The organism is Sutcliffiella sp. NPDC057660 (assembly GCF_042800035.1).
Taxonomy (GTDB): Bacteria; Bacillota; Bacilli; order Bacillales; family Bacillaceae_I; genus Sutcliffiella_A.
The window spans coordinates 32,358-46,424 of the sequence record NZ_JBHVHV010000014.1 but is presented as its reverse complement, the minus strand read 5'-3'; the positions used below and the strand labels follow the sequence as shown (position 1 = coordinate 46,424).

The following is a 14,067-nucleotide window of genomic DNA, read 5'->3' as shown; positions in this document are numbered from 1 at the left end:
GCGTGCTGCGACGTTTTTTTTCTTACTATAAGCCGTACAAATGGCTGTTTATCCTCGATTTTTCCTGCGCGGTTCTTGTTGGGCTGCTAGAGCTTGCCTTTCCACTCGCTGTCAATCAGGTAATCGACCGACTCTTGCCGGAATCCAACTGGACGCTCATTGTCTGGGCCTGCATCGGACTGATGGCGATATATGCAATCAACACAGGTCTGCATTTTGTCGTGACCTACTGGGGGCATATGCTCGGAATCAATATTGAGACCGATATGCGCCGCAAGCTTTTTCAGCATATGCAGAAGCTTAGCTTCAGCTACTATGACAACAACAAAACCGGACATTCCATCTCCCGTCTGACAAAGGACCTCGAGGAAATCGGCGAGGTGGCGCATCATGGACCGGAGGATGTGTTCGTCGCTGTGATGACCCTGATCGGTTCATTTGCGCTCATGCTGTCCATCAACTGGAAGCTCGCGATCCTTTCATTTTTGGTCATTCCATTGCTGATGGTGCTCGCCATTCATTTTAATAAAAAAATGACCCGCACATTCCGCCGAATGTTCGGGGATGTGGCGGAAATCAATGCGAGGGTGGAGGACAGCATCGGGGGGATCCGTGTCGTGCAGGCCTTTGCCAATGAAAAGCATGAGCAGAAGCAATTTGCCGTAAACAATGAAAACTACCGTAATACGAAACTGGCATCCTATAAAATCATGGCCCAGAACGTGACGGCGAACTATATGCTGATGCGTCTTGTTACACTGTTCACACTGCTGTTCGGTACGTTCTTCGTCATTCGAGGCGATTTGACTTATGGGGAATTTGTCGCCTTTATTTTACTGTCAAATGTTTTAATGGGGCCTATTCAGAAAATCAATGCAGTCATTGAGAGCTATCCGAAGGGAATTGCCGGATTCAAGCGTTATGTGGAAATCCTGGATACGGAGCCGGATATCGCCGATGCACCGGGGGCCGTGGCGGCAGAGCTTGAAGGCGAGATTCATTATCACAACGTTACCTTCGGCTATGAGGGTACGGAGCGGGTGCTGAAGAATATAAACTTGAACATTCGTGCAGGGGAGACAGTGGCGTTTGTCGGTCCGTCTGGTGCCGGGAAAACGACGCTGTGCAGTCTGTTGCCGCGGTTCTATGAGCTTGAGGAAGGTAGCATTCTGATTGATGGTTATGACACGCGCGAACTGACACTGGAGTCCTTGCGAAGCCAGATCGGGATTGTCCAGCAGGATGTATTCCTATTCTCCGGTACCGTGCGTGAAAATATCGCATACGGCAAACTGGATGCCGCAGATGAGGAAATTATGGAAGCTGCCCGCCGCTCGCAATTGGATGAGTTTATTGCCTCGCAGCCTCATGGTCTAGATACCATCATTGGGGAGCGAGGCGTGAAGCTATCCGGCGGGCAGAAGCAGCGTTTGGCCATTTCGCGCATCTTCCTGAAAAATCCGCCGATCTTGATTCTGGATGAAGCGACTTCCGCGCTGGATACAGAAACAGAACGCGCCATTCAGGGGGCGTTGAATGAGCTCTCCAAGGATAGAACCACCCTTGTCATTGCGCACCGACTGGCCACCATCAAGAATGCCGACCGGATCATGGTTGTCACGAAGGATGGAATTGCCGAGCAGGGACGCCATGAAGAACTGATCGAGGCGGAGGGAATCTACAGCAGGCTCCATGCTGCCCAGTTCGGATAAGGAGAATTATTAGTAATCCGCGTTTCGAATAAATGCCTCCGGGGAATGTAAGAGATAACAACAACTAATACATTTCTAGGAGGAATTATAGATGAGAAAAACAATATTAGGTGTATACGATTCGGAATTGGAAACCAAAAATGTAGTGGAAGGCCTGATTGTCCATGGCTATACTGCAAATGAGATTTCAGTAGTGTCCCAGCATAAAATGAGCAGCTCCGATTTTCCGGAGGGCACCAATGTTGAGAGGGTGACGACGGAGCCAGAGGATGATTCCGTCATGGATAAGATAAAGCACGCCATTATGCCGGATGAAGCACAAGAAACAGAAGGTGTCGGAAACCGCCTGCTTGCAATGGGAGTATCAGACCGAGAAGCGCCAATGTATGCAACGGATATCGAGAACGGCAGAATTGTCGTACTGGTGGATGAAGCGAATCATAGAGGAAAGCCGGTAGAAAGTACAAAGCCGATTTCCGTTATGGAGGAACAGACTGAACCTTCCTATCGAGTTGATCCATTGGAAGAGCATGCTAACCCTAAGGAGCATAATCCCTTCACAGGAATCGATGAAGAAACAAAGACCGCCCGTGCCAAAAGAGAGGCGGATATGCTGAAGCAGGCAGATCTATATAAGCTATAAGATGGGTGCTTACACTTTGGTGTAGGCGCTTTTTTTTGGCGGGTGTTGGCAGGGTACGTGCAGATGCAGGTGGAATGCGATGATAATGTAATTTTCCCTTTAATTGGAAAGTTGACAGATAATGAGTCATTTTGGATCGATTAACAGGTGGAATGGACAGATTAGGGCGTGGTTTGGACCGATTCCTGGACATTTTGGACCGATTATTGCCACTTTTGGACAGATTAACAAAATTCAGCCCCCGAACAACCCACATGTTCCATGTACACCCCAGAACCAGCCCCTCCGAAACCCATATACCAATATAGCTATTTTTAAACAAACGTTTGATTAAACGAGAAACAAAATGCAGACTTCCCATTGCATGCAGCCTATTGTCGAAAAATGAACTTTTTAAATTGTTATATAAAAATAAGAAGGGGTCAGGCCCCTTCAAATTTCGACAAATCCTTCACTGCCGGTCCTTCGATGACTTCTCCTTTGTAGTTGAAGCGGGAGGCGTGGCATGGGCAGTCCCAGGAGCGTTCGGCGTTGTTCCATTCGACGTCGCAGCCCATGTGGGTGCAGGTAGGGTGGACGAGGTGGCAGTGTCCGGCGGTGTCCTTATAGGCGCCGACTTTTTTGCCGTCCACTTTGACCAATGCGCCTTCATCGGGACCCAGGTCTTCAAGCAGGCGATCCTGTCGCTTTGCTTTACCTTTTACAAGCTCTTTGGCGACATTGGCGTTCTCTTTTACAAAGCTTTTGATGGAGGCAGGCTTCCATTCGCTTCGGCTCGGATCAAACAACTCCTTGTAGGGATTTGCTTGATGAAGAATCAAGTCCTTAAGAACCAATGCAGCCGCTGTTCCGTTTGTCATGCCCCATTTAGCATAACCGGTTGCAACCAGCACGTTATTGTTGCCGGAACGCATTTGTCCGATATAAGGGACTTTGTCGAGCGTAAAGATGTCCTGGGAGGACCACCGATAAGGGATATCTATAATACCGCCGAAATAGCGATCGCCGAAATCGGCCAGTTTTTCATAGTTCTGCAGGGTTTCCTGCTTGCTTTGTCCGACAGGGTGTCCTTCCCCACCGAGCAGCAGGAGCTTTTCGCCATCAGGACTGAGGGAATAGCGAAGCGAGCGTGATGGTTTGTCCGCACTGAGATACATGCCATCGGGAATCTCCGAACGAACACTAACCGCAATCGCATAGGAACGTTCCACATGCAATCTGGAAAAATAAAGTCCATCAAAATCATTGAACGGAAAATGAGAGCTGACTATGACGTGTTTACTTTTTATCTGATGGCCATCTGTCGTTTTTACAAGCGGCTGTTTTTCTTTTTCGATTTCCTCTGCCCGTGTCTGTTCAAACACCTTTCCACCGAGCCGTAAGAATTCAGCCAACATGCCCTGAAGGTAAATGACCGGGTGGAACTGTGCCTGATCTCTTATCACTATGGCACTCTTCCACTCGAATGGAAGGTCAACATCAACGCTTGCAGCATAACCACCATTCAGGCCAAGTCGTTCATATGCTTCTGCTTCCTTTTCGATTTCCTTTTCTGTGGTGGATGAAGAGGCGTAAACATAGGCATTCTGAGAGGTCAGCTCACAGTCAATATTCAATTCTTTGGATGTTTTTCTGATAAAAGAAAGGGCATTTTGATTTGCGTTGTAATATTGTTTTGCAACACCCTCGCCAACCGTCCGGATCAACTCGTTATATATCAACCCATGCTGGGAAGAGATTTTCGCAGTTGTATAACCGGTTGTTCCAGCGATTACTTTTCCTGCATCCACGAGTACAACCTTAATCCCTTCTTTTGCAAGGAGATAGGCGGTTGTAATTCCCGTGATTCCTGCCCCGACAATCGTGACATCTGTGATGATGTTGTCTCTTAAGGGTTGGAAAGAAGAGAGGGGAGGGTATTCTCTCCATAAGGATTTACTGAATTTTGGTATTTCCACATTTAATTCTTTCATTTGCAGCCTCCTTAAATCTGTTATACAAGATTAGTACCCTATCAAACTCGAATCAATCCTCCAAAGGATATCGGGTATTTTTTGTGTCCCTGTACCGGGAAAAGGATGGCATGCTGCTTGTCGGCGATGCATTTGTGACGGTCAAACAGGAATCACTCTATAAAGTATTGGTCCAGGAACAGGAGATAAGCGGTCCTCCAAGTTATTTGACGACCGATTGAAAGCGGCATGGGATTCGGTGAAAAAGCTTCACACCCTGAATCCATCTGTGGCCGCAACAGATCATGGCGAACCGATGTCCGGGGAACTGCTGGCAAGCTCACTGGAGGAATTGGTACGGGACTTTGAAACCATAGCCATACCCGACCATGGGAGGTTCATCTGATGGATGACGGAGATGTTGATTGCCAAAACGGTATAAAAAATCCCCTTATTCCATGAATTCCATCTCCAACTCGTTTAGTATGGTAGATAGAAGAAACGAATAAAGGGTGGAGAGTGTTGGAGAAAATTGAACTGAGTTATCGTTTTGGGCCAAGAGATGCAAAAGAGGGCTTAAGAAATCTGCCTCGTGCAAAGCTGGTTGAAAGGCTGGTATATGTAATCCTGCCGTTGATGGTAGTTCTTATGGCCATCTCTTCCGGAATATGGAGTGCTTTTGAGATAATACTTTTGTTGATATTGGGCTGCGCGATATTTTTTGTGGTTTTTTACGTGTTTATTTTTATCGGACTATCGGTGCTTGGCCGCATTTTATACAAAAAGACATTTTCTGATCTTTCAAAAAAGATCAGGATCACATATCATCTTGGAGATGACTATTTTACAGCCGGTAAAGAAAATCTCAAAATTCCGATTGATAATAATTTGAAGCTTGTAACGACAAAACGCAATCATTTACTTTACTTCGGTAAAATGATGAAAGCAAAGGTCCTGATCATTCCTAAGGAATACGAAGGGGACAAAAGATACCAGGAGCAGGTTGTCATTTTTATCGATGAAGTAAAGAAGCAGCTTGCAGCATAAAAAAGGAATGGTCCCTAAGTTAATGGACCATTCCTTACTTTATTTCAACCACAAATATATAACTTGCTGTTCCTTCTGGCCATTCGCCGTTAACCTCATAGATATAACGCCCTATATCTGAAGGGAGAACTATCGTATTTCCCTCTAGAGCCACTTCTTCGGTATTTCCATCTTCCAAATGAACAAACACCTCAAGCTCCGGAACGGAATCTGAATCAAATTTAATGGCTACTTTTTCTTCAGGTTTCAGCTCCACTGCATCCATTCTTGCCCCGATAACAGTTGGAGTATCGGCTTCAACGGACACACTTTCTTCTGTATCCCCGTTTCTTTCCGTCCAATTATATGCGCCGTGCTCAGAATAGAGTAATGCATCATCCGATAACGCCAATTGAATTTCAGGAGGTTTGATCCGTTGGCTCGTTTTCGTATCCACTGCCTTTTGTGGGGAAGAAGGTGGTGTAGAACACCCTGATAGAAATACAGATATTAAAAAAATTGAAATCACAAAGTATCTCATGCATTTTCTTCCTTTTTAAGTTTATTGGGAGTGTAGAAATGAAAAGCTAGAATGCAAAGCTCTTCTAGCTTTTCATTTGTTATTTAACTCTATTTCTTATAAAAAGTTTTTTGGATATAGGTCCCTGTAGGCTTGTAGGCGAAGCTTGATCCAGCTAAATATTCGCTCCCGAAAAGAGGGTCCTTATACACGTTATACTTTTTCTTCAGAAATGTCTTATAGATATTAACGACAAGTTTTTGACTGGAACTAACAGGTGTATTACTTGTCATTGTGATTGAATAGTTCGTATTGTATTTGAAACTTACACCGGCTTCTATAACAGACCAACTGGCACCAAAATTAGATCCGAATTCTGTAGTGTGCCCTTCTGTTTTACTAATTTTAAATGTATCTGGCCCATCTACAACAAACCGATGGAGCAAATCATCAGAACTGTTATAGAATCCGTGGCCATAATCAGTTACCGTTACTCTATATGAGTTTATATTATTGTTAATTTCTTCTTTTTCTTGTTTCTCCTCAATGTATTCATACTCTATTTTATATAATTTTTTTCCATCGAACTCTAAAGGGATGTTATGTTCAGCCGCATGATCATGCAATTCATCAACTTCGTTTATGACAAGGTCACTCAGTCTTACCTTTTGAGTCTTTGATGTATCATTCATAGAATCTGAGCTGGCAAAAGCAAATACGGGTACCATTAGCAAAAGTAGCAGCGACAAAAATAAGATTTTAATTTTTCTCAAAAGAAAATCTCTCCTTTTCATTAAATGAAATTTAAACACTATCGTCCATAAGGCAAAAGTATGGGCCGCCATTCATTTAATCATGAATCTGCTAAAACTGTACGCGCACGCTTATTAATATTTGATGTTTTTTCCAATTATCCTTCTTTTTGGGATATTCTTCTAGGAATATTCGATGCTCCTAATATAAGAATTTCACATACTCTTTTGAAAATCTCCCACATTTAAGGTAAAATTCAAAGAGGAAAGGCTATCAAGGAATCAGGTGATAGCTCAATTAAAAAGATTACGATGCAAGGAGAATATAACATGTCAAAAGTATTTGTATTAGGACATAAAAATCCGGACACAGATTCCATCTGTTCCGCTATTGCGTATGCAGAATTGAAAAAACAGTTGGGGATGGACGCAGAACCGGTTCGCCTTGGTGAATTGAACGGGGAAACGGAATATGCGCTAAAAACTTTCAATGCGGAAGTGCCTCGATTAATTGAGACGGCAGCAAATGAAGTGCAGGAAGTGATTCTTGTAGACCACAATGAATTCCAGCAAAGCGTGAGGGACATTAATCAGGTACGTGTGCTGGAGGTTATCGACCACCACCGTATTGCGAACTTCGAGACAAGCGACCCGTTGTACTATCGTGCAGAGCCTGTTGGATGTACAGCTACGATTCTTAACAAGCTTTACAAAGAGAACAATGTGGAAATCACGAAAGAGGTTGCAGGATTGATGCTTTCTGCCATCATTTCTGACTCCCTGCTATTCAAATCCCCGACGTGCACCGAGCAGGACGTACAAGCGGCAAATGAACTTGCAGCAATTGCGGGAGTGGATGCGAACAGCTATGGCTTGGACATGCTGAAGGCTGGTGCTGACCTGAGCGACAAAACAGTCGGGCAGCTGATCACACTCGATGCAAAAGAGTTCCAGATGGGCGACTACAAAGTGGAGATCGCACAGGTGAACACAGTGGATACTGCTGATGTATTAAAGCTGCAGGAAGAGCTGGAGCTGGCTATCCTTAATACGATCGCGAGCAAAGGATTGGACCTGTTTGTATTTGTTGTAACAGATATCCTGACAAATGATTCCATTGCACTTGCTCTTGGTAAAGAGACAGCAGCTGTGGAGAAGGCCTACAACGTAACACTTGAAAACAACACAGCTCTATTGCGTGGAGTAGTTTCCCGTAAGAAGCAGGTTGTTCCGGTATTGACGGATACCTTAACAAAATAATCTTACCCATAAATAAAGCTGGCAGGCATCGTAATAAACCGATGCCTGCCAGCTTTTTTATTTCATATATCTACGGCCGTCTGCGTCCAGCAAATAGATTCCAGACCAGCGCGATAAGTGCTACTACTAAAACGATATGGATTAAGTTACCTGCTACATCAAATGCGAATCCAAGTAACCATAAAATGATTAAAACTGCAAATACGGTCCATAACATATGCGGTTGCCTCCTCAAAATCTTATTAAAAGCTTATGATTGGTTTTCCCTAAGCCATTTCAAAATAAACGTAGTATTTGTTTCTAAATGGATAATCAATATGATAGCTGTTTTCTGACTGACTCCACTGTTTTTTCCATATGGAGCCAGTCAACTTGTCCTCATGTTTGTGTACGCGGTCAGACTCGACGACGTCCTGAAAATAGGTTGAATACAATTGCCAATAACGCAAGTACAAGAAGGATATGAATAAGTCCCCCGCCAATTTCCATTGCGAATCCCAAGATCCAAAGTACGATTAATACAGCAAATACTGTCCATAACATAATAAGTTCCTCCTCGATAGTTGTTTTTTGGTAAATTTTTTCAACGTCTACATAGAAGGTAATTCCCCAAGGCTCAGAATATTAAACAAAAATTTATTTCGGGAAATAGTCTAGGAAGATGGAATCAATTTCAGGAACAAGCGAAATTACAGGTTTTAAAACTGTCAAAGGTGGAATTCAGTAACTAGTGACAAGCTAGCTAGAATGTCACAACTAAACATTTGGGAGGTGATTTTCATGAATCAGGCAACCATGAAAGGAAAGTGGAACCAGATGAAAGGCGAAGCTAAGAAGAAATGGGGCAATCTCACAGATGATGATCTTCAGCAGGTTGAGGGAGATCACGACAAGCTAGTAGGCAAGATTCAAGAACGGTATGGAAAATCAAAAGAAGAAGCGGAACGCGAAGTGAACGATTGGAACAAAACATACTAAATATGAAAAGAGGAGATGGATAAAGTGGCTAACAACAATAATAGTAATAACAATAATGATAACAACAATAACAATAACAGTAATAACAACAGTGGAAACAACAGCAACAGCGGGAACAACAGCAATAGCGGAAACAACAGCAACAGCAGCAACAGCGGAAACAGCAGCAACAGCGGGAACAACAGCAACAGCGGGAACAGCAGCAATAGCGGGAACAGCAGCAACAGCGGGAACAGCAGCAACAGCGGGAACAGCAGCAATAGCGGGAACAGCAGCAATAGCGGGAACAGCAGCAACAGCGGGAACAGCAGCAATAGCGGGAACAGCAGCAATAGCGGGAACAACAGCAACAGCGGGAACAGCAGCAACAGCAACAGCAGCTCCACCAACAGTAGCAGTAACAGCAGCGATAGCAGAGGAGGAAATATGAGCCGTGAAGAGGCGGGGAGAAAAGGTGGAGAAAAAGTCAAAGAGAAATATGGAACAGAACACTTTGCAGAGATCGGAAAAAAAGGTGGAAACACATCCAACAACTCAAATAACTCCAATAATTCCAACTAAGGTGATAAGTACTAATAAAAAAGCAGCCTCCGACAAGGGCTGCTTCTTCCAATTAAATGAAGTGGAAAAGGAGAGAGAAGATATGAAAAAAGAAGATATTACACAACGGCAAACAGACGGACAGCCGGCACAGGAGCAGAAAAAGCAGCCAGGTGATGAACATAAAATGGTACCTGAACCGATTTTTGATAATCCCTCCTATAAAGGGAGTGGGAAGCTTGAAGGCAAAAATGCCATCATCACCGGTGGAGACAGCGGGATTGGCAGGGCAGTTGCCATTGCTTTTGCAAAAGAAGGGGCAAATGTAAGCATCGTGTATTTGGATGAGCATGAGGATGCTAAGGAAACGAAGCGTCTGGTGGAGAATTACGGAACTAGATGTCTTCTGTATTCCGGGGATGTCGGGGAGGAGCGTTTTTGTACAGATGTAGTGAAGCAGACTGTGGAGGAGCTCGGAGGTCTACATATTCTTGTGAATAATGCCGCTGAGCAGCATTACCAGGAGAAAATCGAGGATATCTCATCCGATCAGTTGACCCGAACCTTCAAAACGAACATCTTTTCCTATTTCTATTTTATCCAGGCTGCCATGCCGTATCTGAAAGAAGGAAGCTCCATTATCAATACGGCATCCATTGTCGCGTATAAAGGACAGCCGGTTCTGATGGATTATGCCGCAACAAAAGGCGCGATTGTCGCGCTGACCCGTTCCTTATCCGTCAATATCGTAGGAAGCGGAATCAGGGTCAACGGGGTGGCGCCTGGTCCAATCTGGACTCCATTAATACCTGCTTCCTTCCCGGGAGACGATGTGGAGGATTTCGGCACCGACTCTCCCATGGGACGTCCAGGACAGCCTTCGGAGCTTGCACCAGCCTATGTTTACTTGGCTTCGGACGATTCCACCTATGTGTCCGGGCAAATGATTCATGTGAATGGCGGAACAGTCGTGAACGGATAAAGAAAAAATGCCCAGAGCTGACTCTGGGCATTTTTTATAAATTCCGGACATTCCGGTCATGTAGCAGGCTTAATTCAAGGTCACGCGAGAGAATCCTCAGTGCTTCCCCTCCTGCACAGCTGTTACCTTTTTTGTTGATGGCAGGACCGATGATACCGATGCCCATGCGGCCTGGTACGGATCCGACAATCCCGCCTGAAACGCCGCTTTTTAAAGGGAAACCGACCTCCACTGCATAGGTCCCGGATTCATTGTACATCCCGGATGTCAGCATGATGGCTTTTACCGTTCGGATATTCTCCGGCTGGATGATTTGTTTCTTTCCTCCGATCAGCTTTCCATGATTGGATAAGAAGCAGCCCATCTTGGCTAGTGCCAGGGAATTGATCTCAATGGAATTCACTCGATTATACAGGTCCAACGCGGCATCTGACTCTTGGCTGGAAAGGACTCCGGTGCTTTCCATGAAATAAGCAAGGGATTTATTGCGAGCGCCATTTTTACATTCTGCCTTATATACGTCCTCACTCATAGTAATCTTATTGTTTTCCGTGATTTTACGGAGGAAATCGAGTATCCTTTCAAAGCGTTCTTCCACCGTGGAGCCTTTGATCAGACTTGCGGTGGCAATTGCCCCTGAATTGATCATCGGATTATATGGTCGCCTTCCACCGTACTCCTCCAGATTGGAAATGGAGTTGAAAAGATCATCCGTAGGTTCCATGCCGACCTTCTGGAAGACAATGTCCTTTCCAAAATCCTCCAAAGCCATTAACAGGAGAATGACTTTTGAAATGCTTTGAAAGGAAAAGTTGTCCTGATCTTCACCGGCAGAATAGGTCTCCCCATCAAGCGTGACAATTGTTACTCCCAGATTGGTCAGATGGGACTGGTCCAAATCGGGAATATGATCGATGACCCTGCCGCGGGAGGCAAAAGGCCTGCATGCCTTCACCACTTCTTCTATATATTCATTTGTAAGTTCAACCAATTATTCTTCCTCCTCAAATCTTGCTTGATTCCTATTACATCTATACCCCAAAAATGGTGGAATATAAGCAGACAGAGGGCACAAGAGCAGAACCTAAAAAAAATGCCATTCCACTAAAAGGAACGGCATTTTTTACATTATAGATTTATTTCATTCAGACTATTTGCTTTCTGTTCTGTCAGATGATAGATGTAGCGATAAAATCTAACTGTAAGGATAGCTAACAAAGCAATGGTAGCGAGCATGGTAAAGAAAATCCATTCCTGCGTCCAGCTGTTGAAAATGGCGAACACGCTTCCGGCACCATAGAGCAATCCCAGAAGGTAAAGCGCATTGAATTTTGGTAAAATAACTTGAATGATGCCGAAGACACCGAATGTGATAATACCGCCAATAAATAGCTGGATAAGCAATACAAATAGAAATTCCATCTTCCAACCTCCTATAGTCTAGTAGAAACTATTTGCAACCATACAATATGACCTGATTGTTAATAGTTTCTGCAAGAGGAGGGGAGTATCCTTTCAATTTTCCATAAATCGTTCATATAGGCTAGTTTTTCCTATCACTCACTTGCTTTAAAAGGAAAATTGTACTGTCTTTTTGCAGTATTAAAGTTGGAGAACTCGGCCTGAAATTCATTGTTCCTGACAAACGTCACTTCTTTCCCATCTTTGAAATAGAAGATCATGGTGTGCTTTTCTTCCTCGGTGGGAGGAGAAACCAAAATGACCTCTTTTACTTCCTCCCAGGAATAGGTATGGGTTTTAAAAGAAAACGGTTCTCCCCAGGCGATTTCCTCTGTACTCAAAGATTTGAAGGAGTAGGTCCCCATCACAAATAAAACTCCAGCCAATACCAATCCCAGGCCTGTGAAATAGAATGCCTTTTTAACAAAAAAGGAGGATATGAATAAGCCCAATACCAGCATCAGGGCTGATATCCCATACAGTCCATAGGCGGTACTTGGAGTTTGAAGAAGCCAGACGCTTACATCATCAAACAGGATCCCCTGAAAAATAAAAGGCCCAACAAGTATGTAAAAAGGTGTCAAAATTAAAACGGCGATGGCGCCCATCATATAAAGATGCTTTTTTTCGTAATTTACCAACGTTAATAATCCCCCTGTATACCAAAAAATAATTTAAGTTTCGGAATATTCGAATATAATTATACATCATCTGGTAAAAGATGAGAATTATTTTGTCGAAGGTTATCTGAGCGAAAGTGGAGAATTAAAGATACAGACAAAAAGGAGGTAGAAAAATTGAATACTTATATTTATGTATTACGCTTACCGGAAAGACTTTATGACGCAGCTAACTGGACAGAGGAAGAGGACAATATCGTATCTGCGCACTTTCAATATCTAAAAGAGAATGTGGAAAAGGGTGTCGTGATCCTGGCTGGAAGAACCGACCAGACAGACGCAACAGGTTTTGGCATTGTCATCTTTCAGGCGGAAAACAAGGAAGCCGCAGAACATTTCAAAAATCATGACCCGGCGGTGCAACAAGGTGTGATGACAGCGGAATTATCACGCTATCGCCTGGCCCTGCTCAATGAACAATTTTCTCTGCTTGCAAACTAAACTAAGTAAAAGCCTGCGTCATCACGATGGTATGTCACAGGCCTTCTTGTTATCAAATTTTGGCGAAATGCTGACTTTCCGTTTCAAAAGCATTCTCTTCAATCTCAAAGCCAAGGTCCTCAATCATCTGATAATCCTGTTGTGAGGCCTGGCCGCTTGTTGTTAAATAGTCACCAACAAATATGGAGTTTGCCATGTAAAGTCCCAGGCTTTGCAGAGTGCGCAGATTGTATTCACGTCCACCTGAGATACGGATTTCCTTCGTCGGATTGACAAAGCGGAACATAGCTAGGATCTTCAGACACTTCAGAGGTGTCAGATCATCGAGATGCTCAAGCTTTGTTCCTTCGATAGGATGAAGGAAATTCACCGGGATGGAATCCACGTGGAGGTCTTTTAAGCTGAACGCCATCTCCACAATATCCTCCAAGGTTTCTCCCATTCCGCAGATGACGCCGGAGCAGGGGGAGATCCCGGCATTCTTCAAGGTTTCCAGTGTCCTGATCCGGTCATCATATTGGTGGGTCGTCGTGATTTCACTGTGATGCCCTTTGCTTGTATTGATATTATGGTTAAAGCGATCCACCCCGGCTTCTTTTAGAAGATGGGCCTGTTCATCATTTACAAGCCCAAGACAGGCACAGATCTTGATGCTTTCAATGTCTTTTTTGATATCCTGAACCGCAGCCACCACCGTGTTGACATCCCGGTTGGTCGGCTTTCTTCCGCTCATCACGATGCAATAGGTGCCGATTTTATTTTTCTTCGCTTCCCTGGCCCCTTCGACGATAACCTGTTTGCTGACTAGGGGATAACTATCAATCTCGGTATCGGCTTTCATCGATTGTGAGCAGTATCCGCAGTCCTCCGGGCAAAGTCCACTTTTTGCATTAATGATCAGATTGAGTTTTACTTTGTTGCTATAATAATGTTTTCGGATTTGATAGGCCGCCTGAACGAGCTCGAGCACATTTTCATCACTTTCGGTAAGAATCTGAAGTGCTTCATCCGTAGTAAGGGAATAACCACCAATCACTTTTTCCGCAAGCTGTTTCCAAGTCATTTTGTATCACTCCTATGTCATATGTTAACTTAAACTTATTTAAAGTTTACATATGAG

At 44.1% G+C, this 14,067-nt stretch carries 18 protein-coding genes and 1 pseudogene; 10 read left to right on the top strand and 9 right to left on the bottom strand.

What is annotated here, in order from left to right; translation table 11 throughout:
* The first annotated feature begins 2 nt into the window (after window positions 1–2).
* Entirely contained in the window at window positions 3–1,712 is a 1,710-nt protein-coding gene (locus ACFVAD_RS16785) for an ABC transporter ATP-binding protein (RefSeq protein ID WP_386642518.1), read from the top strand.
* A 91-nt stretch (window positions 1,713–1,803) separates the two neighbouring features.
* A complete protein-coding gene (locus tag ACFVAD_RS16780; protein ID WP_386642515.1) occupies window positions 1,804–2,355 on the top strand; it encodes a general stress protein in 552 nt (183 codons plus the stop codon).
* A gap of 422 nt (window positions 2,356–2,777) precedes the next feature.
* Here ACFVAD_RS16780 and ACFVAD_RS16775 read toward each other — a convergent pair whose 3' ends face one another.
* Window positions 2,778–4,328 carry an FAD-dependent oxidoreductase gene (locus ACFVAD_RS16775; protein WP_386642513.1) on the bottom strand — a complete coding sequence of 517 codons (1,551 nt, stop codon included), beginning with the start codon at window positions 4,326–4,328 and terminating at the stop codon, window positions 2,778–2,780.
* An 86-nt stretch (window positions 4,329–4,414) separates the two neighbouring features.
* On the opposite strand from ACFVAD_RS16775, the pseudogene ACFVAD_RS16770 reads away from it, so the two are divergent.
* Together ACFVAD_RS16770 and ACFVAD_RS16765 are read left to right on the top strand one after the other, a co-directional pair.
* Window positions 4,415–4,713 (top strand): annotated as a pseudogene (locus tag ACFVAD_RS16770) (MBL fold metallo-hydrolase); the annotation flags it as partial.
* A gap of 116 nt (window positions 4,714–4,829) precedes the next feature.
* Window positions 4,830–5,354 carry a hypothetical protein gene (locus tag ACFVAD_RS16765; protein ID WP_386642510.1) on the top strand — a complete coding sequence of 175 codons (525 nt, stop codon included), beginning with the start codon at window positions 4,830–4,832 and terminating at the stop codon, window positions 5,352–5,354.
* A 34-nt stretch (window positions 5,355–5,388) separates the two neighbouring features.
* On the opposite strand, the gene ACFVAD_RS16760 is transcribed toward ACFVAD_RS16765, so the two are convergent.
* Both ACFVAD_RS16760 and ACFVAD_RS16755 read right to left on the bottom strand, forming a co-directional pair.
* On the bottom strand, window positions 5,389–5,874 hold the full coding sequence (locus ACFVAD_RS16760; RefSeq protein WP_386642507.1) for a hypothetical protein: 486 nt from the start codon (window positions 5,872–5,874) through the stop codon (window positions 5,389–5,391).
* 89 nt (window positions 5,875–5,963) lie between these two features.
* Entirely contained in the window at window positions 5,964–6,626 is a 663-nt protein-coding gene (locus tag ACFVAD_RS16755) for a hypothetical protein (RefSeq protein ID WP_386642504.1), read from the bottom strand.
* A 309-nt stretch (window positions 6,627–6,935) separates the two neighbouring features.
* Here ACFVAD_RS16755 and ACFVAD_RS16750 point away from each other — a divergent pair, with 309 nt between their 5' ends.
* On the top strand, window positions 6,936–7,865 hold the full coding sequence (locus tag ACFVAD_RS16750) for a manganese-dependent inorganic pyrophosphatase (RefSeq protein WP_386642501.1): 930 nt from the start codon (window positions 6,936–6,938) through the stop codon (window positions 7,863–7,865).
* A 70-nt stretch (window positions 7,866–7,935) separates the two neighbouring features.
* Here the strand turns inward: ACFVAD_RS16750 and ACFVAD_RS16745 are convergent, their stop codons facing one another.
* Window positions 7,936–8,082, bottom strand: coding sequence for a lmo0937 family membrane protein (locus ACFVAD_RS16745; protein ID WP_204418430.1), 147 nt, complete (start codon window positions 8,080–8,082; stop codon window positions 7,936–7,938).
* 179 nt (window positions 8,083–8,261) lie between these two features.
* Window positions 8,262–8,408 (bottom strand): lmo0937 family membrane protein, encoded by a 147-nt coding sequence (locus ACFVAD_RS16740; protein WP_386642497.1) that lies wholly within the window; start codon window positions 8,406–8,408, stop codon window positions 8,262–8,264.
* Window positions 8,409–8,645: 237 nt separating this feature from the next.
* Here ACFVAD_RS16740 and ACFVAD_RS16735 point away from each other — a divergent pair, with 237 nt between their 5' ends.
* The 4 genes from ACFVAD_RS16735 to ACFVAD_RS16720 all read left to right on the top strand — a co-directional run bounded on the left by ACFVAD_RS16735 (window position 8,646) and on the right by ACFVAD_RS16720 (window position 10,365).
* Window positions 8,646–8,843: a CsbD family protein gene (locus ACFVAD_RS16735; RefSeq protein ID WP_386642494.1), complete on the top strand. Its 198-nt coding sequence runs from the start codon at window positions 8,646–8,648 to the stop codon at window positions 8,841–8,843.
* Window positions 8,844–8,898: 55 nt separating this feature from the next.
* Window positions 8,899–9,273, top strand: coding sequence for a hypothetical protein (locus ACFVAD_RS16730; RefSeq protein WP_386642491.1), 375 nt, complete (start codon window positions 8,899–8,901; stop codon window positions 9,271–9,273).
* Window positions 9,270–9,404, top strand: coding sequence for a hypothetical protein (locus ACFVAD_RS16725; RefSeq protein ID WP_386642488.1), 135 nt, complete (start codon window positions 9,270–9,272; stop codon window positions 9,402–9,404). Before ACFVAD_RS16730 ends, ACFVAD_RS16725 begins: the two co-directional genes overlap by 4 nt.
* A gap of 82 nt (window positions 9,405–9,486) precedes the next feature.
* On the top strand, window positions 9,487–10,365 hold the full coding sequence (locus ACFVAD_RS16720; RefSeq protein ID WP_386642485.1) for an SDR family oxidoreductase: 879 nt from the start codon (window positions 9,487–9,489) through the stop codon (window positions 10,363–10,365).
* A 34-nt stretch (window positions 10,366–10,399) separates the two neighbouring features.
* Here the strand turns inward: ACFVAD_RS16720 and glsA are convergent, their stop codons facing one another.
* From glsA to ACFVAD_RS16705, 3 genes are all read right to left on the bottom strand, one after another.
* Entirely contained in the window at window positions 10,400–11,356 is a 957-nt protein-coding gene (gene glsA, locus ACFVAD_RS16715; RefSeq protein ID WP_386642482.1) for a glutaminase A, read from the bottom strand.
* A 137-nt stretch (window positions 11,357–11,493) separates the two neighbouring features.
* Complete coding sequence (locus ACFVAD_RS16710; RefSeq protein WP_224841110.1) at window positions 11,494–11,787, bottom strand: hypothetical protein; 294 nt, start codon at window positions 11,785–11,787, stop codon at window positions 11,494–11,496.
* Window positions 11,788–11,921: 134 nt separating this feature from the next.
* Entirely contained in the window at window positions 11,922–12,467 is a 546-nt protein-coding gene (locus ACFVAD_RS16705) for a hypothetical protein (protein ID WP_386642478.1), read from the bottom strand.
* Between the two features lie 156 nt (window positions 12,468–12,623).
* On the opposite strand from ACFVAD_RS16705, the gene ACFVAD_RS16700 reads away from it, so the two are divergent.
* A complete protein-coding gene (locus tag ACFVAD_RS16700) occupies window positions 12,624–12,947 on the top strand; it encodes a YciI family protein (protein WP_386642475.1) in 324 nt (107 codons plus the stop codon).
* Window positions 12,948–12,999: 52 nt separating this feature from the next.
* Here the strand turns inward: ACFVAD_RS16700 and bioB are convergent, their stop codons facing one another.
* Window positions 13,000–14,010 (bottom strand): biotin synthase BioB, encoded by a 1,011-nt coding sequence (gene bioB / locus ACFVAD_RS16695; RefSeq protein ID WP_386642472.1) that lies wholly within the window; start codon window positions 14,008–14,010, stop codon window positions 13,000–13,002.
* Between the last annotated feature and the right edge of the window lie 57 nt (window positions 14,011–14,067).